Here is a 19,725-nt window from a genome sequence, read left to right as displayed (position 1 = left end):
CGCCATCACGCGCAGGCTGCCTAACCTCTTACCCCAGATGGACCAGAGCCTCCGCTCCTGAACACCGCTGAATGTCCCAAATCATCTGACGACAGACAGTTTGGAGCAACTGGGAAGCAAGTACCTAAAAGCCTAACGCCTTCCGGGGAACTCCTTCCCACTCCAAAGACTAGAGGAGTGGATAAGTTAGGCATGCGACCCTCAGTTGATTGCTGACAATAAGCGGAGATAGGGCTTACTTCCCACGCAATCAATGGCCGACAAATCCCTTACGCGCGCCGAATGCCCTTGCTAACTCGACCGATGGTCTAGAGAAAATTCGAGGGTTAATCGTCTGCGGCGAACTCACCACTAAGAGCGTTGATCGTATGGACCGTGCCCGCGAGCATCCCGTCAAGCGTTTCAGTGACTGGTACGAGCTTGGCGAGCCCACACTGTGCGAACGCTACCTCAACAGCGATGTCGGCTTTAGCTTCAAAGTTCGGTGTCGACTCACCGAGGGTGATACTGAAGTAGGCTACCTTTTCATCCGTGATTTCCACAGTGGCCGGCGAGCCTAATGACACGATGCTGCAAGGATTCCCAGAATTTGTCTGAAAAGGTTCGGAGTCGCTTCTTCCAATCAATATTTGATCGCCTAGAGAAGCGGCGGAAGCTACGATGATGGGTAACCGGTGCTTGTCGAAGTCATTAAGCTGTCTGATAGCTGCAAGTACTGTATCTCTTGGGGTCAGCTGATGACACGGCTGTACATCATCTATAATTTTTGCCGCTGTCGCCGTAATGTCATTGAACAGCCCTTTTTCAACAGCCTTTCTATACTCTTTAGTTGCAATGTAGATTGGGAAATGATGTCTCTTCTAAACGCTGTTTCCAGCTCGTTCCACAAGGCCACAAAATAGGTAATCGAGACTCGCCCTCATGTGTTGAATTACTTCTCCGGCAAGCACTGAGAATCTATCTGGAATAGGTCGAGTTTTTCTTACGAAGAAGAGATACTCTTTTGCATCGTTCTGAAGATCAGTAGATAGAGCGAAGGGCGGAGGATTGGCAGACATAAAGGTGATTATCTCACTGTTGAGATTTTTTATACTTTCCCTGGCTCGCTCAATTTTGGCGCGGCATCCCTTCAATAAGCCAGTCATTCGTAGCTGCCCCCCGATTTTCGCGCCGAGCGTTCTGGTCATCCCAGTGTGTCGCCACCCATGGTTCGGCTGAGCAGGAGGGTCAAGCTTCGCGGTCTCGCAAACACACGTGGCAACCTTTTGCTCATCAACCTGTTCAGGAGCCTGTGATCAGCTAAGTCTCTCGCTAACCGCTACAAAAGCCGCTACAAAGCCCTCCAAAATTGTCCGAAAAACATCAGCGTTTACAACGGTCTGGAGTGGTAAGCAGGGTCTCCCGCCGTCCGCACCAACTCACGCGATCCTGTCTCTGCACTCATCGGCTTGCAGCGACGATCAGCGCCGCGACCGACGGAGATAGACGAAAAGCCCCACGACACCCGCGAGGGCCACGCCCGCGAGGGCCGTCGAACGCAGGGGCGCTCGGGTGGACATCTCGCCGTCCGCAGACAGTCGAGCCGAGGCGCGGTCTTCGTCGAGGATCCAGGCGAGCGAGCGCCGGAGTGCATCGGTGGCATCGCGGTTGAACCATTGGCCGTGCGCGAAGATCACCCGGTCCGGATGAAAGCCGACGAGACGCTGCGCGGCGCGGACCGTGTCCCGATGGTTCAGGCGCAGAAGGACTCGCAGGTAGAGCGGTGCCTTGCCATCCGGGGCGACGATGCCGAGCAGACGGGCCAGGGCGCGCGCGAAGACCGGCAGAAGGTCGCCCTCGAGGTTGATGATGAGATCCGTCAGCAGGAGGGTCCGGCTTGGGCGATGGAACAGACAAATTTCCTGGAACACGGGTCCGGCGACGAGGACGTGATCGATCTCGTTCGCCCAGACGCGTGGCGGCTGGTCTCCCAATTCCGCATCGATTGCGAGGCCAGATCGGCGCACCTGGCTCCGGTCTTCGAGCCCCGGCACCGCCCAGGTGATCGCGTTGGGGCAAGCGGTCTGCCAGTCCTTCAGGAACATCCAATGCCCGACACTCGGCGCTACGAGGTGCCCGATACGCCCGAGTCCCTCCACGGCACGTTGAAGGCCCGGGTGGTGCGGAACGGGCGAGTGGAGCAACAGTTCACCGCCGGCCAGTCGCAGCACCGTCATCCGCAAAGGGAGTGGAATGCCGCCCGCACGAATCGGTGCGGCATCGACGATCCAGACGCCGTCCGCCACCTCCTTCGGTTGGTTCAGGGGCGGATAGCTGAGGTCATGCGCCAAGGTCCTGCACTCCACATCGACGTACACTCGGGGGAACGCTTCGGCAGCACCCGGAGGTCCATCTGTCATGCGCGACCATGACCATCCCTCGCGCCGGGCGCCGCCCGAAATCGTCGGGTACCACGCCCACCCAGGTCGGTTCCGAAGGAAAGGGCGCATCTTCGCTTACCGAGGCGTCATGCGTGTCGATGGGTTGAATCCGCGGGATGGTTTCCCGCCTTCGGCCGGCTTCTGCGATGAACCTCACACGCCCGGCGCTGCGCCCTCGGCTACGCCGGGACGCTAGCTCGGTCGTGATCGCCCGCCCCCTTCATAGTGCGGCGAGAGGACGGCGATCAGCGCTTCCAGAGCGTGTATCAGCCGATCGGGAAGGTCTCCCTCCATTTGAAGCGGAAACGAGAGCGCCAAGGCGCGGTCGACCCCGACTCGAAAGGGCGTCCGATTGCAATTGTCGGGGCGAGGAAAGCAAAGATAGAGGTATTCGAAATCCATCCTAACAGTCGGCTACGGCGCCGTTCGCTGACGGATAGTCTATCTACCCGCGAATAGTGACAACGCGACTCGGCACAGACGGTTGCGCCGGCGTCTCTGGTTACGTTGGAAGGAGGCCGTCCGGTTCGCCCGGCCGGCCTTCGACAGGAGCCTGACTACCAGCCGCCACGGCCGTAGGGACGGTCGCAGTCCGGACGATCCCCGTATCCGGCGCGGCGATAGCCATATCCACCGAATTCCTCACCATAGGTTCGGACCACGGTACGCGATCTGCGATAGACCGGGGCCTCGTCGTACCCGTAGTGGCGAACCAGCGGTGCCGGGCGGTCGCGCACGATGAGAGCCTCATCGTCGTCGGCATAGCGGGGTTCGGGAGGGCCGTAACCGTAGCCGTAGGCAGGAGCCTCGTGAGCTTCCGAGGCGGCGGTTCCCAGGAGAGCGCCCGCCGCGAGCCCCCCGATCACGCCGGCCAAGATGGCGCCGCCCTGGCCCCGGGCCTGCGCCTCTGGCGTTCCGAACGTGCCCATCGCCAAGAGCGCAACGACTGTGAAAGCTGCCAACGTCTTCATCGCCCATCCCCTGCTTTGTCGAGGAGGCCGGCATCGTGCGCGGTCTCGGTGGCCCAACCGGTGCTGTCCCGGCTGTTCAGGAGGAGATTGCCAAAGCGGCGCTGCACCCAGGCTGAAGCGCGTTGGCGGCATCCGTTCAGTTTCATCGGAGAAACGTCCGTCGCGGGGAATGCCCCTTCGCAAATCAACCCTATCGCAGGTTAGGACAGGGTTCTCTCTTGTGGGATGTCGCTGCCGGGGCAAGAACGTCATACGCGGCGTTCGCGCCGCAATCCCTTCCTCCCGCGTAGAGCTCCGCATGACCCCGGAACAAGTTGTTCTCGTCCAGGACAGTTTCGCCAAAGTTCGGCCGATCGCCGGCGCTGCGGCAGACCTTTTCTACGGACGCCTGTTCGAGATCGCTCCGCAGGTTCGGCCGATGTTTCCGGATGACATGCGCGAGCAGAAGAAAAAACTGATGGCGATGCTGGGGCTTGCGGTCACCAACCTGCATAAGCCCGAGATGGTGGTGCCGGCGCTGCAGACCTTGGGCCGACAGCATGTCTCGTTCGGAACCCAGGCCGCGCATTATGAACCGGTGGGCGCCGCCCTGCTCTGGGCGCTGGAGCAGGGCCTGGGCCCGGATTTTACCCCCGCGGTCCGGGAGGCCTGGGTGGAAACCTATGCGATCGTGGCAAATGTGATGAAGGCGGCGGCTGCCGAGGTTCGTCGACCGGAATCGACCGCCGACGCCTGATCCGCGCTGCGCTGGAACCAACGCGCGCGGCAAGCGTAGGCGGTCAGGCTTTGTTTGTGTTTTCGAGGATTCCGATGCGTTCCCGTCTGACGTCACTGGTCTCCGGTTTCGCCCTGGCGACGTTCTTGACCTGTCCTGCCTGGGCGGAGGTTTTGATCGCCGTCGACAAGGACGCGCAGCGCATGACCGTGACGGTCGATGGGCGGACCCGTTACGACTGGCCCGTCTCCACGGGCGTGGATGGCTACGACACGCCCAGCGGAGCCCATCGTCCGTTCCGGATGGAGCGCACGCACTTCTCGCGCGAGTTCGACGACGCGCCGATGCCGAACGCGATCTTCTTCACCGGGCAGGGCCACGCGATCCACGGGACCAATCACACCCGTCGCCTCGGCAGCGCGGCCTCCCACGGCTGTGTCCGGCTCGCCCCGAAGAATGCCGCGACCCTGTTCAGCATCGTCAAGGCTGAGGGCATGGGCAAGACCCGGGTGGTCATCGAGGGCAGTTCCGTGATGGCGTCGCGGCGCCGCCGCGGCGACGGAGACGGGGTGATGTCCGCCGGCATGCAGATGGGGCGCGAGCCCTCCGCAGCCTATCGGCCGGCCGTCGCCGTCGGGTTGGTGTCGCGCCGCGCCCCCGTCTATGATTTCCGGGAACCGGCCGGGGACGGTGACGCCTATTTCGTCGGTGACGGTCTCGATTAGGCGGGTCGAACCAAGCGATGGATCTCGCTGCTTGGCGCCCTCAGCCGAAGGCGCTGGTCCGCGCCGCCTCGGATGTGGCCGAGGCCGGCGCCAGAATTGTGCTCTCGACCCGGTTCCGTCCGCCGCGCTTGGCCCGATAGAGGGCATCGTCCGCCGCCTTGAGGAGATCGGCGGCCGTGATCGCGGGAGTTCCCAGGCTTCCATGCGCCGTCGCGACCCCGATGCTGACGGTGATGCAGGCGCCGTCGGGAAGAGCCGGATGGGGATAGGCCAGGGCCTGGATCGCCAGTCGCAGACTCTCCCCGATCCGCGCCGCCTCCGAAGGGTCCGCTCCGGGCCGGAAGACGATGAACTCCTCGCCCCCGTAGCGGGCCGCCTGTGCGCCGTGGCGGGCTGCCGCCGCAGCGAGCGCCTCGGCCACCTGTCTCAGGCAGCGGTCGCCTTCGGGATGGCCGGCCGTGTCGTTCAGACGCTTGAAGGCGTCGATGTCGATGAGCACCAGCGTGGCCCAGGCGCCGCCTGCGCAAGCCTCGCCCCATCCGGCCTGGACCTGGGCCGTGGCGCTGCGCCGATTGCGGAGCCCGGTGAGGCTGTCGGTCTCGGACAGGACCGTCAGGCGCGCGTTGGCGGCCGCCAGATCGACGTCGCGGGCGGATTTTTCCAGGGTCAGGAGAAAGGCCTCCTTGCGCGTCCATTCGCGGGTATAGGCGAGCTTGATGGGGACGAGGGTGAGGCTCGCGATCAGCAGCGGCAATCCGGTCGCCTCGCTGCGCGGAAGAACGAATGCGACGGCGTAGGCCGCGTAGAGGCAGAAGGCGCTTCCGCAGAGGACGAGGCTGTGCCGGAACGAGAGCGGCGCGATCATCCCGACCACCATGGGCACGATCACCGCAAGGATCAGGTAGGTGTCCGCATGGGTCCGCGGCGCGATCCGGGCGCTGTTCAGGACGATCACCATGTCGAGCACGGAGATGCCGATGACGATCCCGGCCTGGCGCCGGGCACTGGTGATGCCGCGCAGCGCTGTGATCGCCGCGAATCCCGCAGGCAGGAACACGCCCAGGGTCAGGAAAGCCGGAACCACAAATTGTTCTGGACCGAGCAGGTCGAAGTCCATCTTCAGCGACAGAACATTGAAGACGATGAAAATTAGGAGCCAAGACTGGATGTAGGTCGCCCGGGACCAGCGCGTCGTCTCGGTGAATTGTGCTTCGAGGTCTCTCGGCAGCCGCAGACGGTGCCAAGGTCTGCGGCGCGCAGCCTCGATCAGGCTGGAATTCGTTTCGGACATGAGGCGCGTTCACCGACGATCGAGCAGAGCCTATACGCGCCTTGCTTGCATGCGCGTAAACGCCATTCGTGCCTCGCGCGGAGCGTCGGCCCCTCCCGGCACGGACTCGGCGTCCATTGCACCGCGGCGGAATCCTGTTAAGACCCACCACATGTTGAAGGATCGAGCCAGATTGTACGCACGGCCCACGCCGCCGTAGCTCCGCTCTCCTCGGCGCCCGCCTTACGTTCGGGTTCCATGATGGCTGCCCCGCGATGCGCGTCGGGTGGCCTGTCTCGCATTCCCCGTCTCGATTCCCGGCCGCCCGACTGCGCGCGGGAACGATTGGATGTCCCATTTCCATGACCCTGACCAACCTGCGGAGCCAGTGGGCTCCCAATATCACGCGTGAAATCCTGGCCGGCACCGTGGTCGCCCTGGCCCTGATCCCGGAGGCGATTGCCTTCTCACTGATCGCCGGGGTGGACCCGAAGGTCGGCCTCTACGCGTCGTTCTGCATCGCGGTGATCACCGCCTTCGCGGGAGGACGCCCGGCGATGATCTCCGCCGCGACCGGGGCGATGGCCCTCGTGATGGTGTCGCTGGTGAAGGAGCACGGCCTCGGCTACCTGTTCGCCGCCACGATCCTCACCGGCCTGCTGCAGATCGCGGCCGGCCTCCTGCGCCTGGGAAATCTCATGCGCTTCGTCTCGCGCTCCGTGGTGACGGGATTCGTCAATGCGCTGGCGATCCTGATCTTCCTGGCGCAGATGCCGGAACTGATCGGGCAGGGGAGCACGGTCTACCTGATGACGGCGGTCGGTCTCGGCCTCATCTACGGGCTGCCGTACCTGACCAAGGCGGTACCCTCGCCGCTCATCACGATCCTCGTCCTGACGGCGTTCTCGATGGCCCTGGGCCTGCCAATCCACAAGGTCGGCGACATGGGGGCCCTACCCACCGAGTTGCCGGTCTTCGCCCTGCCGGAGGTCCCGTTCACCTGGGAGACTTTGCGGATCATCCTGCCCTACGCGCTGACGCTGACCATGGTCGGGCTGTTGGAGAGCCTGATGACGGCGGCGATCCTCGATGAAATGACGGATACGGGCTCCGACAAGAACCGCGAATGTGCCGGGCAGGGGATCGCCAATATCGGCGCCGGCCTGTTCGGCGGAATGGCGGGCTGCGCCATGATCGGACAATCGGTCATCAACGTCTCGTCCGGGGGGCGGGGCCGGCTCTCCACGCTCTGGGCTGGCGTCTTCCTGCTCTTCCTGATCGTCGTGCTCGGCCCCTACGTGGCCCAGATTCCCATGGCCGCCCTGGTGGCGGTGATGATCATGGTGTCGATCAACACCTTCCAATGGGGCTCCCTGCGGACCCTCCTGACGCATCCGAAGAGCTCGAGCGTCGTCATGCTCGGCACCGTCGCCGTGGTGGTGGCGACCCATGACCTCGCCAAGGGCGTCCTGTTCGGTGTGGTGCTGAGCGGTCTGTTCTTTGCCCACAAGGTGACGCGCTACTTCGCGGTGGCCTCCGAGCGGACCGACACGGTGCGGACCTACCGGGTGACCGGCCAGATCTTCTTCGCCACGGCGGAAGCCTTCCACGGCGCCTTCGAGTTCCGCGAAGCCGGGCTGACGGGGATCGTCCTCGACCTCACGGCGGCCCATTTCTGGGACATCAGCGGGGTCAATGCCCTCGACCGCGTGGTGCTCAAGTACCGGCACCACGGTGTGGCTGTGGAGATCGTCGGCATGAACGCCGCCACGGCCACGATGGTCGAGCGCCTGGGTACCCACCACAAGCCCGGCGCAACCCTCGCGGCTGGCAGTCATTAACGAACGGCCTGGCCCGCAACCTGCAGGAGGTGCTGGCCAGGCCGCCGCCCGGATGCCATTGACGGCGCGTGGGTCCGATTGCGATCAGGCCCCGCTTTCGCGCCCCTGTCGTGCTGGCGCGATAGGTTGATGCAGGCGCGGGCCGCCGCCCCCGGCGCAAGCGGGCGTCGGGCATCGCCCGAATTCGAGGAGGAATTGGCCATGAGCGCGCTTCACCCGGAAATCGCGGCCGTTACGGCGCGCGTGATCGAACGCTCCGGACCAACCCGCAAGGCCTATCTCGACCTGATCGCCCGCGAGCGCGACTCGGGCGTTCAGCGCCCGATGCTGAATTGCGGCAACTTGGCCCACGGCTTCGCGGCCTCCGGCGAGGACAAGGCCGTCATCAAGTCCGGCCGGGCGATGAACATCGCCATCGTCACCGCCTACAACGACATGCTCTCGGCGCATCAGCCCTACGGCCGCTATCCCGAACAGATGAAGCTGTTCGCCCGTGAGGTCGGCGCGACCGCGCAGGTCGCCGGCGGCGTACCGGCGATGTGCGACGGGGTCACCCAGGGCCAGCGCGGCATGGAGCTGTCCCTGTTCTCGCGCGACACGATCGCGCTCTCCACCGCGGTAGCCCTGAGCCACGGGATGTTCGACGGCGCGGCCCTGCTCGGCATCTGCGACAAGATCGTGCCCGGCCTCCTCATCGGGGCGCTTCGGTTCGGCCACCTGCCGATGATCCTGATTCCGGCCGGCCCGATGCCCTCGGGGCTAGCCAATAAGGAGAAGCAGCGCATCCGCCAGCTCTACGCCGAGGGCAAGGTCGGCCGCGATGAACTGCTGGAGAGCGAGTCGGCGTCCTATCACGGCGCGGGCACCTGCACCTTCTACGGCACCGCCAACTCGAACCAGATGATGATGGACGTGATGGGCCTGCACATGCCCGGCGCCTCCTTCATCAATCCCGGCACGAAGCTGCGCCAGGCTGTGACGCGGGCGGCAGTGCACCGCCTCTCCGAGATCGGCGCCTCGGGCAACGACTATCGGCCGCTCGGGCGCTGCATCGACGAGAAGGCCATCGTGAACGCGGTCGTCGGTCTGCTCGCCACGGGCGGCTCGACCAATCACGCCATCCACCTGCCGGCCATCGCCCGGGCGGCCGGCATCATCCTGGACTGGGCGGATTTCGACCACCTCTCGGCTGTAGTTCCGCAGGTGGCCAAGGTCTACCCGAACGGCTCAGGCGACGTTAACCACTTCCACGCGGCCGGCGGCATGTCCTACGTCATCGCCAGCCTGATCGATGCCGGCCTCCTGCACGACGACATCCTCACCGTAGCCGGCACGCGCCTGCGTGATCATGCCCGCGATCCGAAGCTGATCGATGACGACCTCGTCTTCGAGGAGGCTCCGGAGCGCTCGCACGACGAGAGCATCCTGCGCAGTCCGGCCAACGCCTTCCAGCCGGACGGCGGTATGCGCCTGGTGAAGGGCAATCTCGGCCGGGCCACCTTCAAGACCAGCGCAGTCGACCCCGCGCGCTGGACGGTCCAGGCGCCGGCCCGCGTCTTCGACGACCAGGACGACGTCATGGCGGCTTTCAAGGCCGGTGAACTCGATCGGGACGTGGTGGTGGTGGTGCGCTTCCAAGGGCCCCGGGCCAACGGCATGCCCGAATTGCACAAGTTGACTCCGCAGCTCGGCGTTCTGCAGGATCGCGGCTTCCGCGTCGCCCTCGTGACCGACGGCCGGATGTCGGGCGCTTCCGGCAAAGTTCCGGCGGCCATCCATCTCAGCCCCGAAGCCCTCGGCGGGGGTCCCCTGGCCAAGATCCGCGACGGCGACGTCGTGCGCCTGAGCGCGGAGGAGGGCTCCCTGGAGGTCCTCGTCGACCCCGCCGACTGGAACGCGCGGGACGCCGCCGCCGCGCCGCCGCCGGCCTTCGGCACAGGCCGCGAGCTCTTCGCCTTCATGCGCCACGGTGCCGATGGGGCCGAGCAAGGCGCCTCCGCCATGCTCGCGGCCGCCGGCCTCTGAATCCTCCGCCTACCCCGCCAAGGACGCTGCCCATGACCACCATCGATGCCCTGATGCACTCCGTTCCCGTCATCCCGGTGCTGGTGGTGGAGGAGGTCGCCCAGGCCGAGCCGATCGCCCGTGCCCTGGTGGCGGGCGGCTTGACCGCCCTGGAGGTCACCCTGCGCACGCCGGCGGCCCTCGACGTGATCCGCGCCATGTCGCGGGTGGAAGGCGCCGTGGTGGGAGCTGGGACGGTCCTGAACCCGCGCGACCTGGACGCGGCGATGGAGGCGGGTGCGCAGTTCATCGTGAGCCCCGGCCTGACCGATCCGTTGACCCGCGCCGCCCTCGCGCGGGGGGTGCCCTACCTGCCGGGTGTCGCCAATGCGGCGGACATCATGCGAGGGCTCGACCATGGCCTCGACCGGTTCAAGTTCTTCCCGGCCGAAGCCGCTGGCGGCATCAAGGCACTCAAGGCGCTCGCCGGTCCCTTCGGGCAGGTCCGGTTCTGCCCGACCGGGGGCATCTCCGAAGCAACTGCAACGGACTGGCTCGCCCTGAAGCCGGTGCTCTGCGTCGGTGGAAGCTGGGTCGTCCCGCCGGGCGCACCGGAGCCGGATCTCATCCGGCGCTCGGCCGAGGCGGCCCTGCGCCTGCGAGGCGCCTGACGATTTCTCGGCCGATTGACGCACTTTGCTGTAGCCGGAAAAAGGTTAGTCTTCTGCGACGAGGGCCTGAAATGCATGGTCCGGCCCGGAGTTTCATTCTCTGGCCGACGGCGCGACCTCAAGCCTCGCACGCCCTGTGCTCAACTGTGTCGGGTGAACCAGAAGCTTAGCTTCCGGTGCGGAGCGCCATCAGGCGCGGCGGTTGGGGGGGAAGCGATGCAGTCCAGGCTCACCACCTCCCTCCTCAACGAAATGTTGCTCGAGATCGCTGGTGGGTAGCTGTGCAGCATCACGTGGCCTGACCTGCAGACCTCGAAGGAGATCTCCGGATTCTGCGCCCTGATCAGTGATGTCTTCCTGCGCTTGATTAGATGATCATTGCGCCGCTCGTCCTCTCGAGGCTCGTCGCGGGTATCGCACATAGGGGCGACACGGCTTCGGTGGGTCGCGTCGGGGGTAAGGCGATGCTCTGGTTCGTGGGGGCCTCGCTCTTCTCGCTGCTTCTCGGTTTGGTGATGGTCCTCATTCTCCGGCCCGGCGAGGGCCGCTCGGCCATCAACGTGCTGCGCAACAGCGTCGCGACCGTGGCGGTGGCCAAGTAAGAAGGGCAACTATCGTTTACCGACCAGCGTCTGGATCATTAAGTCAGTCCACTGCCGGAACCGGTCGCGTAGCAAGCGGTCGCAAGCGTCGCGGGGCGACGTCCGATGCATCGGTACCGCTTCGTGGCGAGGACTCATATGTCAGCACGTCGCACCGTTCGTGGGAGTCCTGGCCAGCGTCGGCTTGCTGGCCAGCGACGATCCATCCTAGGCGATCGACGTTCTCTCCGGCTCCCTAAAGACGATCGGCGGGACCGCCACCGTCCGCCTTCGCTAATCGAGAGAACGCCCTGACGTTCTCCTTCAGGGACCCGTCCGGCCAACCCGTCGGCTACGCCCCCGACCTCTGCCTGGAGGTCGTCGACGACATCGGGACGGAACTCGGGCGTTGGAATTTGAAGGTGCTGTATGAGCCGGTGACGTCGGAGACGCGGATCGCGGCGGTGACGTCCGGGCGGATCGACCTCGAGTGCGGCTCAACCACGGACAATGCCGAGCGGCGGAAGATGGCGGCCTTCTCGCCCATAACCTATGTCAGCGCGATCAAGCTTCTGGTGGAGCGCGGTGCTCCGGTCGGTTCATTCCGCGATCTGGCCGACCGGACGGTGGCGGTCACCGCCGGTACCACCAACGGGGTGTGGTGTGCGCGCTCTTCGCTCGTCTCGGCATCCCTGTCACCCTAAGGACTGGGCACGACCATGCCGAACCCTTCGCGATGGTCCGGGACAGGCATGCGGATGCCCTCGGTCCCGACGATGTCCAGCTCTACGGCTTGATCGCCGCCGCGGGGCCGGGCGGCTCCGCCGACACGGTCGGGCCCGACAAGTTTTCGTTCGAGCCCTACGGGCTGATGTTCCGCAACTCGCCGGCTTCGTCAGCGTAACCTTGCAGCGTCCTACCGAATCCCGCGAGCTGCGCTGGATCTAAAAGCGCTGGTTCCTCGAGCGCCTGCCGACCGGCATCCGTCTCGATGTGCCGATGTTCGATGAGCTTCGCACCAACTTTGAGGTGATCGGCCTGCAGGATTGACCGCTTGGTCGATCCCGGACGGACGCCACGGGCTTCTGTCGCCGCGCGACCCGATTCGGCGCCGGTTGTCGGGACGCGTCCGCCGCGAGGCGCAGCGGCAGATCCGTCTCAGGCGGCGATCCACAGCATACCGGATGGTATGCCTGGCAGCTTGGCGGGCTGTGCACGCTTCCGAGCAATAGTCCACGAACGCCGTGGTCTCGGAATGTGTCGAAAATCACAGATTATTTCGTATTTTCGAGGACTTGCCGGTCTCTGCGTCCTTAGGAGCGAACTGTAGAACGGTGGCCGGAGCGCTGAAAACCTGCCCACAGAACAGTTACTTAGTCGCCTGCGGAACGTTGCAGCGCCGCAACAGCGCCTTGGAACCGTTTCGCCGATCACGATTCCGAGTTGCCGCGAGGAACCGCCTCGCACAGAGTGATCCTGCGCTGGGGTCAACGCCAGAGCAGCAAGTCAATTTCCAGCGGTCAACGCTCGGTCATTCAAGAACAAAGGGCCACGCGACACCGGGATCCATAGAGATCCCGGGCGCAGTAAGCCTTCCCTCGGGTCTCGAAGCTTTTGGAGATATCAATGAAGCTCTTGAAGAGCTCGCTTCTCGCCTCCGCGGCAGGTTTTGCTGCGGTCGCAGGAGCACAGGCAGCCGACCTTCCGGTCAAGAAAGCTGTTCCGATCGAGTACGTCCGTGTCTGCTCCGCCTACGGCGCCGGCTTCTTCTACATCCCGGGCACCGATACTTGCATCCGTCTCTCGGGCCGCGCTCGCCTTGACGTCGGCTACCAGCCGACCGACAGCCGCTCAGGCACGAACGGTGACACCACCGGCTATATCGGCCTCGCCCGCATCAACGTCGATGCCCGCACCCAGACCGCCTACGGCACCCTGCGCGCCTTCGTGCGTCTCCAGTTCGCCTCGCGCACCGGCGCTACCGGCGGCCTCCGCTCCGGCACCCAGGAGCGTATCGGCAACGCGTTTGGTGCGACCGGCCAGGATCAGGCCGGCCGTGTCCAGCAGTTCGTGAACACCGACAAAGCCTTCATCCAGTTCGCCGGTCTCACCGCCGGTCGCGCTTCCTCGTTCTTCGACTTCTACGCTCACGATTTCGAGTTCGCCGGCGCGACCGCCAACTCGGATCTGCAGTCCACCAACCTGCTCGCCTATACGAGCAAGCTCGGCGACAGCGGCCTCTCGGCGACGATCTCGCTGGAAGATCCGTCCTTCCGTCGCAACACGATCTATTCGCAGCAGTTCGGTGCGAATGCCAACTTCGCTCCGGCCGGCTCACAGTCTCAGAATGTTGCCTTCTCGGGTGCGACTTCGCCGGTGCTCATCGGCATCAACAACGTGACCGGCGTCGGCACTTACGGCAACGTGGACGTGGCCCAGCGTAACCGCATGCCTGACTTCGTCGGTGTGCTTCGTTACGATGCGGCCTGGGGCTCCATGCAGCTCTCTGCTGCCGTCAAGGAGCTGAACACCGGCAACGCCATCGCCGGCAATGCAACCAACTTCAACGGCGGCATCCTGACCGCGCCCTTCATCCCGGGCGTGACCGGCGCTGCGATCGTGAACCAGCGTCCGCCCAGCGAGTACGGCTGGGCCGTGCAGGCCGGTGCCAAGATCAACCTGCCCTTCATCGCCCCGGGCGACACATTGTACCTGCAGGGTGCCTATGGCGAGGGTGCGACCCTCTACACTGGCTACTCCTCGTACAACGGCAGCTATGCCTCGCGCGCCAGCACCATCAACGGCGCTGCGTTCGACCCCTACATGTCCGATGCGACGCTCAACCCGTTCACGGGCAAGATCGAGCTGTCCACCAGCTTCACGGTGGTCGGTTCGCTGCTGCACTACTGGTCGCCTGAGTGGCGTTCGGCCGTGTTCGCCAGCTACGGCGAGCTCAACTTTGCCAACGGTGCCCGCGCCGCCAACGCCGCCGTGTTCCAGACGCTGGGTTCGACTGGTCAGTTCACCGGTATTCCGGGTCAGGCGTCCTTCGCCGTCAGCCCCGTCCTGCGTGACAATTACCAGATTGTTGCTGGTGGAAGCATTATCTGGTCGCCGGTTAAGGACCTCGATATCGGTCTGGAAGGCTTCTACACCAAGGTTGGTGTTCAGGACGGTCGCGTCGTTGACCAGACCCGTTCCACCGGTAACGTCACCGCTGCTTCCATCGCCAGCGGAGCAGTGCGCACTGTGACTGCATCGGACACCTTCCAGATCCGCGGCCGCGTTCAGCGCGACTTCTAAGGCCGCAGAGCGGCTCAATCCGGGCTCCTTGCGAGCCCGGATCCTCACAGATCCGAATCTTCGAGACATGCGAACTGGCCCGGCTGAGAAGTCGGGCCTTTTTGCGTACCGAGTGTTGATCTGCATGGGCGAGACCTGACGAAATCTACGCAGCGGGATTATCCGGCACGGGCTTTGCCAGGGGCGGGGGCGTTGCCAGCTTGCACAGCGCAAAAACAACGATTGCGGCGGCTCGTGCCGCTGCTACGTTGCCCAGGTCAGTCCTGTCGATCGCCGAACCGTGATCGACCTTCCGGAGTCAGCCCGCAGATGCGTTCGTGTCACCAGAGATCCACCCTATCCGCCGTTGCCGTCAGCTTCGCGCTGTCGGTACTCGCGGTAGGGAGCGCCCAGGCGCAAGAGCTCACCGGAACCCTGAAGAAGATCAAGGAAACCAATACGATCACCATCGGCTACCGGGACGCGTCGGTTCCGTTCTCCTACCTCGACGGCGACCAGAAGCCGGTCGGCTACGCCCTTGAGATCTGTCAGAAGATCGCCGAGGCCGTGAAGACGAATTTGAAGCTTCCGAACCTTGAGGTGAAGCTGAATCCGGTTACCTCGGCCACCCGTATCCCGCTGATCGCCAACGGCACCATCGACCTCGAGTGCGGTTCGACGACGAACAACGCCGACCGACAGAAGCAGGCTTCCTTCACCAACACCCACTTCCTGACGGCCACTCGCTTCGTCGCCAAGAAGTCGGCCAAGCTCGACAAGATCGACGATCTGAAGGGCAAGACCGTGGTTTCGACCTCGGGCACCACCAACATCCGCCAGATTAACGAGGCGAACACTGCACGCAATCTCGGCCTGACCATCCTGCCGGCCAAGGATCATGCCGAAGCCTTCCTGATGGTCGAGACTGGCCGCGCGGTCGCCTTCGTCATGGATGACGTACTGCTGGCCTCGCTGGCCGCCAGCTCGAAGGACCCGGGTGCCTACGCGATCTCCAGCGAGGCGCTCTCGAAACCCGAGCCCTACGGCATCATGCTGCGCAAGGATGACGCGCCCTTCAAGGCCGTCGCCGACGAAGCCACCGCCAAGCTCTATAAAAGCCCCGAGGGCAAGGCGCTTTACGACAAGTGGTTCACGAAGCCGATTCCGCCGCGCGGCATCAACCTGAACCTGCCGATGAGCGAGGCCATGGCGAAAGCCTTCGTCTCGCCGAGCGATAGTGCCGACCCGGCCGCGTACTGAGCCGACACACCATCGTCGCGCGTTCGAACGCCTCGCCCCTCACGGGGCGGGGCGTTCCTCTGTGAGGGCGAGCATGTCCCCGCGGTCGGCTGGTTCGACCCGCGCCGCCAGGCGCTCGACGGTCTCGAACAGCATCGGCCACTCGATCGGCTTCGCGACATGTGCGTCCATACCGGCGGCGCGGCACCGCTCCATCTCCTCGGGCATGGCATTGGCGGTCAGTGCGATGATCGGGGTGGGAGAATGCCCTTCCTGCCGCTCCCGGGCGCGGATCACGCGGGTCGCTGCGAGACCGTCCAGTCCCGGCATCTGCACGTCCATCAGGATCAGGTCCGGACGTTCATGGCCGAAGGCCGCCGTCGCCGCCTGCTCTCCGTCATCCACCACCGTGACGGTGTGACCCTTGTGGCGCAGCACCGTCCCGATGATCTCCTGGTTGATCGAATTGTCTTCCGCCAACAGGATGCGCCAGCGCTGCGGCGATGGTCGGCTGAGAGTGGCGAGCCGCGAGTGCTCGACATCGTTCTCCGCCTCGGCGAGCCGCAGCGGCACCTCGAACCAGAACGTAGAGCCCTCGCCGACCCGGCTCAGCGCACCGATCTCGCCGCCCATCAGGTGCACCAGGCGTTTGCAGATGGTGAGGCCGAGACCGGTTCCACCATAGCGTCGCGAGATCGATCCGTCCGCCTGCGCGAAACGCTCGAACAGGTGGGGCAGGACATCTTCCGGGATGCCGATCCCGGTATCCATGAGTTCGATCCGCAGGGCCGGTCGCCGCCTCGGACCGCCGTTCGATGCCGCTCTCCAGGCCACGCGCATGGTGACGGAGCCCTGGGGCGTGAACTTGATGGCGTTGGCGGTGAGATTGAGGATGACCTGGCGCAATCGGGTCGGATCGCCCAGGACCCAGTCCGGGACATCAGGTCCGATCTGCGTGGCAACGCGGATCTCGCGGCCCTGTGCGATCTCGACGCTGAGCTCCCGACAGCCCTCGATCAGCCCGGCCAGGCTGAAGGGGAGTGACTCGATCACGAGGCGACCGGCCTCGATCTTCGAGACATCGAGGATGTCGTTCACGATGGTAAGGAGCGAGCGCCCCGCTTCCTGCGCGAGACCGACGAGGCGTGCCTGGTTTCGGTTGAGGCTGGCATCGCCCTGGAGAAGGTCGTGCACGCCGAGGATGCCCGCCAACGGTGTGCGCAACTCGTGGCTCATGGTGGCCAGGAATTCAGCTTTCGCACGCACGGCGGCCTCGGCTGCGATGCGAGCGCTGTGCAGGTCGGCCTCCTGTCTCTGTCGCTGCGTGACGTCGCGGATCGCCTGGATGACCTGGATCTCGCCCTGCTCCTCAATTCGCCGAAAGGCGGCCTCGACCCAGAGGTCATGCCCGGAACGGTGCCGCATCCGGTAGATCACCGATCCGGTCGGCTGCCCGAGCCCAAGAGCATGCAGAATTGCCGAGAGGTTTGCGATGTCCTCCCGATGGACGAGCGTCCGAAGACCCATGCGATTGGCCTCGTCCACGGTGTAGCCGAGCATGCTCGTCACCGCGGGCGAGATGTAGAGATGTCGGCCGCTGACATCGTCGAGGACGATGAGGTCCGAGGTGTAGTTGGCCAACAGGCGATAGCGCGCCTCGCTTTCCCGCACGCGCTCATTAGCGGGCCGCCGCTCCATCAGATCCGCTCGAACCGAGGCCGGGGGCGCCTCAGCCGGGCGGCGATCCGATCCGATTCGCTTCGAAGCCGATTCGGTGGGGGGGCGGTCGGGATCGGATTCGATGGGTCCCTGTCCTCGAAGAGCCGAAGACCCGGCCTCGCCGGTGAGCCGATCGGGCCCCGGCGGCCCAGAGTCCACCTGCCTCGAGGGTCCGAGGTCGTGTAGGCTGACCATGACCCGTCGGTCTGCCTGCGCACCTGTCACCCGAAGCGGGACGAAGGTCGCTTCGTACGCGTTCTGACCTTCGACACCCGCGGCCTCGCTCCGAATGCGAAGACTCGCACCGGTCGTGGCCGCCCGCTCGACGCCGGCGCGCAACAGCGCCGCCTGACTTGCAGGCAGTAGATCGGCAAATGCGCGACCCATGGCGTCGGCGCTGTCGTGATGGTTTCGCGCCGCTGCGTTCCAGTCCTCCAGCCGAACTTCGTCGCCGGGTCGGAGCGCGACGATGAATTGCGGATCCGGAAAGGCCTCGAACGCGTCGCGCAGGACCTCGGCGTCGAGAAGCACCCGCTTTGGCGCATCACGCCTTCTGCGCTGGAGCATCCGTCCGATGACTTGAAGCCCTTGGAGTGCTCCCTTCACATCGCACCTCCGAACTGCGCCGTCCGATGTCGCGAGTAGAGCCAGCCTATACCTTCCGCTAGGCGGGCGCCTGCGGCTCCCGCCATGGTCGTCGACTGAGCGTGTTTCGAGATCGTGCTCACCGCGAGGGAATCGGTGGCGATCGCCCTGCCGTCAATCGAGACCCGCGGGGCGGCTCCCGAAACGACGAGGAGAAACGAGAGCGCGCGGTGGAAGAGGAACAGGATGGTAGGCCCTTTCGTGCCGCCGCGTCCGCGACGACGTTTTCGAGGTTCATCGCCACGTCAGTGCCTGCGACGGTCTGGAACGCGCGCCAGCGGGTCACGCTTTCCGTAGCATTCGGATGCGCCTCGTCCTCACCGCCCGCGAGGTTCGCCGCGATCATCGGGGGAGTTCCGCCGACAATCCGCAGACGCGGCGTCGTCCGCCAGGAAAAGACCACCGGGGCGGCGAAGATGCGCAGCAGCACGGCCTGCGGGGACTGCAGATCAGGGGTATCCATCGAATCTTTCGGCGCTTCTGCCCGGACCGAGCGCCCCGACAGAGCTGTCGAGTCAGTCCGGCCGAGGTACTCCATCCGGCCGATCGCGCCCAGGCGGGGTAAGGTGAAGGATCGGCGGAAGGCATGCAACCGGAGCGCGTAAAGTCAGCGCCGCTTTCGGATCCAGAGCTTGTGCCGGTTGCAATGCGAGCTCTTCGAGCCGGCACGCTGCTGGACAGCGTCCGCCCGCGGAACCGGCGGTCGGAGATATTCTTCCAAATTCCACCCAGTGGAGTGCCGCTGTCGATACCCCCGGCATGTGCATGGCCGCCGGCGGGATTCGAGCTGGTCCGCGCGTGTGCGCATGTCTTCTGTGGTCTTCCTGCGCCACCCCCGCGACGGGGTCGCTCCACGAATAGAAACCGCACGTTCTGAAAGGCTTCGCGCCTTGACTTCGGGTGACGCGGGGTCGCATTGCACAATCATGTGGGATGGTGCTTCCGTCCCGCCGGGATGACATTCCTTTTAAAGCCTCTAAGGTCCCGGCCGGCCCTGGACGCAGGGTTGGGATCAGGGTCGCCCGGCGCAATCATGCTTGGAGTTTGACACTTGGCGAACACGGCAGCCGATCCCGACAGCTCCCACGGCGCGCCGGACGGCACGCGTCGCGATTTCATGTTCCTCGCGACGGGCGCGGGACTGGCCGTCGGGGCCGGTGCCTTGGCTTGGCCCTTCGTCGCCTCAATGGCGCCCGATGCCGAGACCATTGCGGCCGGCGCACCCCTCGAAGTCGACCTGACGCCAATTCAGGAAGGCCAGATCGTCAACGTGTTCTGGCGCGGCAAGCTCATTTTCGTGCGCAGTCGCTCCGAGAAAGAGATCAAGGAAGCTTCCGAGGTGAAGCTCACCGATCTGATCGATCCGCAGCCCGATTCGGCTCGCGTGAAGCAAGGCCACGCCAAGTGGCTCGTCGTCTACGGCAACTGCACGCATCTCGGCTGCGTGCCGATCGGCCATCAAGGACAGTACGAGGGCTGGTCCTGCCCCTGTCACGGCTCCCTCTACGACACGTCGGGCCGGGTACGCCGGGGTCCCGCCCCGACGAACCTACCGATCCCCCCCTACGTCTTCGAGTCGGACTCCAAGATCCGGATCGGCGAGGAGGGCGGCAAGGCCGTCGCCTGACACCCTGAAACAGGA

15 protein-coding genes and 1 pseudogene are annotated in these 19,725 nt (G+C 64.9%); 11 read left to right on the top strand and 5 right to left on the bottom strand.

Annotated features, from left to right (window positions below; all coding sequences use genetic code 11):
* Positions 1 to 1,460: 1,460 nt before the first annotated feature.
* Together ASG51_RS23020 and ASG51_RS24715 are read right to left on the bottom strand one after the other, a co-directional pair.
* Positions 1,461 to 2,330 (bottom strand): DUF4336 domain-containing protein, encoded by an 870-nt coding sequence (locus ASG51_RS23020; protein ID WP_244480241.1) that lies wholly within the window; start codon positions 2,328 to 2,330, stop codon positions 1,461 to 1,463.
* A 647-nt stretch (positions 2,331 to 2,977) separates the two neighbouring features.
* Positions 2,978 to 3,391 (bottom strand): hypothetical protein, encoded by a 414-nt coding sequence (locus ASG51_RS24715; RefSeq protein WP_082514216.1) that lies wholly within the window; start codon positions 3,389 to 3,391, stop codon positions 2,978 to 2,980.
* A 298-nt stretch (positions 3,392 to 3,689) separates the two neighbouring features.
* Here ASG51_RS24715 and ASG51_RS23010 point away from each other — a divergent pair, with 298 nt between their 5' ends.
* A complete protein-coding gene (locus ASG51_RS23010) occupies positions 3,690 to 4,127 on the top strand; it encodes a globin family protein (RefSeq protein WP_056383248.1) in 438 nt (145 codons plus the stop codon).
* Between the two features lie 74 nt (positions 4,128 to 4,201).
* Positions 4,202 to 4,831, top strand: coding sequence for a L,D-transpeptidase (locus tag ASG51_RS23005; RefSeq protein ID WP_082514215.1), 630 nt, complete (start codon positions 4,202 to 4,204; stop codon positions 4,829 to 4,831).
* Positions 4,832 to 4,871: 40 nt separating this feature from the next.
* Here ASG51_RS23005 and ASG51_RS23000 read toward each other — a convergent pair whose 3' ends face one another.
* The gene (locus ASG51_RS23000; protein WP_056383245.1) at positions 4,872 to 6,122 is read right to left on the bottom strand and encodes a GGDEF domain-containing protein; all 1,251 of its coding nucleotides are present in this window, start codon (positions 6,120 to 6,122) and stop codon (positions 4,872 to 4,874) included.
* A gap of 341 nt (positions 6,123 to 6,463) precedes the next feature.
* Between ASG51_RS23000 and ASG51_RS22995 the strand changes: the two genes are divergently transcribed.
* From ASG51_RS22995 to ASG51_RS22965, 8 genes and pseudogenes are all read left to right on the top strand, one after another.
* Positions 6,464 to 7,942, top strand: a complete 1,479-nt coding sequence (locus ASG51_RS22995) for a SulP family inorganic anion transporter (protein ID WP_056383244.1) — start codon at positions 6,464 to 6,466, stop codon at positions 7,940 to 7,942.
* Positions 7,943 to 8,143: 201 nt separating this feature from the next.
* On the top strand, positions 8,144 to 9,967 hold the full coding sequence (edd, locus tag ASG51_RS22990; protein ID WP_056383299.1) for a phosphogluconate dehydratase: 1,824 nt from the start codon (positions 8,144 to 8,146) through the stop codon (positions 9,965 to 9,967).
* 32 nt (positions 9,968 to 9,999) lie between these two features.
* Positions 10,000 to 10,617, top strand: coding sequence for a bifunctional 4-hydroxy-2-oxoglutarate aldolase/2-dehydro-3-deoxy-phosphogluconate aldolase (eda, locus tag ASG51_RS22985; RefSeq protein ID WP_056383242.1), 618 nt, complete (start codon positions 10,000 to 10,002; stop codon positions 10,615 to 10,617).
* A 279-nt stretch (positions 10,618 to 10,896) separates the two neighbouring features.
* Positions 10,897 to 11,180 (top strand): annotated as a pseudogene (locus ASG51_RS23750) (cation:dicarboxylase symporter family transporter); the annotation flags it as partial.
* 329 nt (positions 11,181 to 11,509) lie between these two features.
* The gene (locus ASG51_RS25285) at positions 11,510 to 11,902 is read left to right on the top strand and encodes a transporter substrate-binding domain-containing protein (RefSeq protein WP_244480243.1); all 393 of its coding nucleotides are present in this window, start codon (positions 11,510 to 11,512) and stop codon (positions 11,900 to 11,902) included.
* A gap of 32 nt (positions 11,903 to 11,934) precedes the next feature.
* Entirely contained in the window at positions 11,935 to 12,102 is a 168-nt protein-coding gene (locus ASG51_RS25280; protein WP_244480240.1) for a hypothetical protein, read from the top strand.
* 722 nt (positions 12,103 to 12,824) lie between these two features.
* Positions 12,825 to 14,501 (top strand): porin, encoded by a 1,677-nt coding sequence (locus tag ASG51_RS22970; RefSeq protein WP_056218894.1) that lies wholly within the window; start codon positions 12,825 to 12,827, stop codon positions 14,499 to 14,501.
* A 309-nt stretch (positions 14,502 to 14,810) separates the two neighbouring features.
* A complete protein-coding gene (locus ASG51_RS22965) occupies positions 14,811 to 15,740 on the top strand; it encodes an amino acid ABC transporter substrate-binding protein (protein ID WP_056218898.1) in 930 nt (309 codons plus the stop codon).
* A gap of 39 nt (positions 15,741 to 15,779) precedes the next feature.
* Here the strand turns inward: ASG51_RS22965 and ASG51_RS22960 are convergent, their stop codons facing one another.
* Together ASG51_RS22960 and ASG51_RS24460 are read right to left on the bottom strand one after the other, a co-directional pair.
* Positions 15,780 to 17,969 (bottom strand): ATP-binding protein, encoded by a 2,190-nt coding sequence (locus tag ASG51_RS22960; RefSeq protein ID WP_162245261.1) that lies wholly within the window; start codon positions 17,967 to 17,969, stop codon positions 15,780 to 15,782.
* Between the two features lie 193 nt (positions 17,970 to 18,162).
* A complete protein-coding gene (locus tag ASG51_RS24460; RefSeq protein ID WP_156389831.1) occupies positions 18,163 to 18,621 on the bottom strand; it encodes a hypothetical protein in 459 nt (152 codons plus the stop codon).
* 513 nt (positions 18,622 to 19,134) lie between these two features.
* Here ASG51_RS24460 and petA point away from each other — a divergent pair.
* Positions 19,135 to 19,710 (top strand): ubiquinol-cytochrome c reductase iron-sulfur subunit, encoded by a 576-nt coding sequence (petA, locus tag ASG51_RS22955; protein WP_056218904.1) that lies wholly within the window; start codon positions 19,135 to 19,137, stop codon positions 19,708 to 19,710.
* The last annotated feature ends 15 nt before the right edge of the window (positions 19,711 to 19,725 follow it).

The organism is Methylobacterium sp. Leaf465 (assembly GCF_001424705.1).
In the GTDB taxonomy this organism is placed as follows: Bacteria; Pseudomonadota; Alphaproteobacteria; order Rhizobiales; family Beijerinckiaceae; genus Methylobacterium.
The sequence above is the reverse complement of the archived record's forward strand: the minus strand, read 5'-3'. Positions and strand labels throughout refer to the sequence as shown.

Excerpts from the sequence above, each read along its gene's own strand:
- eda (WP_056383242.1), top strand. The coding sequence starts at position 10,000 with ATGACCACCATCGATGCCCTGATGCACTCCGTTCCCGTCATCCCGGTG.
- ASG51_RS22970 (WP_056218894.1), top strand. The coding sequence starts at position 12,825 with ATGAAGCTCTTGAAGAGCTCGCTTCTCGCCTCCGCGGCAGGTTTTGCT.
- ASG51_RS23010 (WP_056383248.1), top strand. The coding sequence starts at position 3,690 with ATGACCCCGGAACAAGTTGTTCTCGTCCAGGACAGTTTCGCCAAAGTT.
- ASG51_RS24715 (WP_082514216.1), bottom strand. The coding sequence starts at position 3,391 with ATGAAGACGTTGGCAGCTTTCACAGTCGTTGCGCTCTTGGCGATGGGC.
- ASG51_RS23005 (WP_082514215.1), top strand. The coding sequence starts at position 4,202 with ATGCGTTCCCGTCTGACGTCACTGGTCTCCGGTTTCGCCCTGGCGACG.
- ASG51_RS22965 (WP_056218898.1), top strand. The coding sequence starts at position 14,811 with ATGCGTTCGTGTCACCAGAGATCCACCCTATCCGCCGTTGCCGTCAGC.
- ASG51_RS23000 (WP_056383245.1), bottom strand. The coding sequence starts at position 6,122 with ATGTCCGAAACGAATTCCAGCCTGATCGAGGCTGCGCGCCGCAGACCT.
- edd (WP_056383299.1), top strand. The coding sequence starts at position 8,144 with ATGAGCGCGCTTCACCCGGAAATCGCGGCCGTTACGGCGCGCGTGATC.
- ASG51_RS24460 (WP_156389831.1), bottom strand. The coding sequence starts at position 18,621 with ATGGAGTACCTCGGCCGGACTGACTCGACAGCTCTGTCGGGGCGCTCG.
- ASG51_RS25280 (WP_244480240.1), top strand. The coding sequence starts at position 11,935 with ATGGTCCGGGACAGGCATGCGGATGCCCTCGGTCCCGACGATGTCCAG.
- ASG51_RS22995 (WP_056383244.1), top strand. The coding sequence starts at position 6,464 with ATGACCCTGACCAACCTGCGGAGCCAGTGGGCTCCCAATATCACGCGT.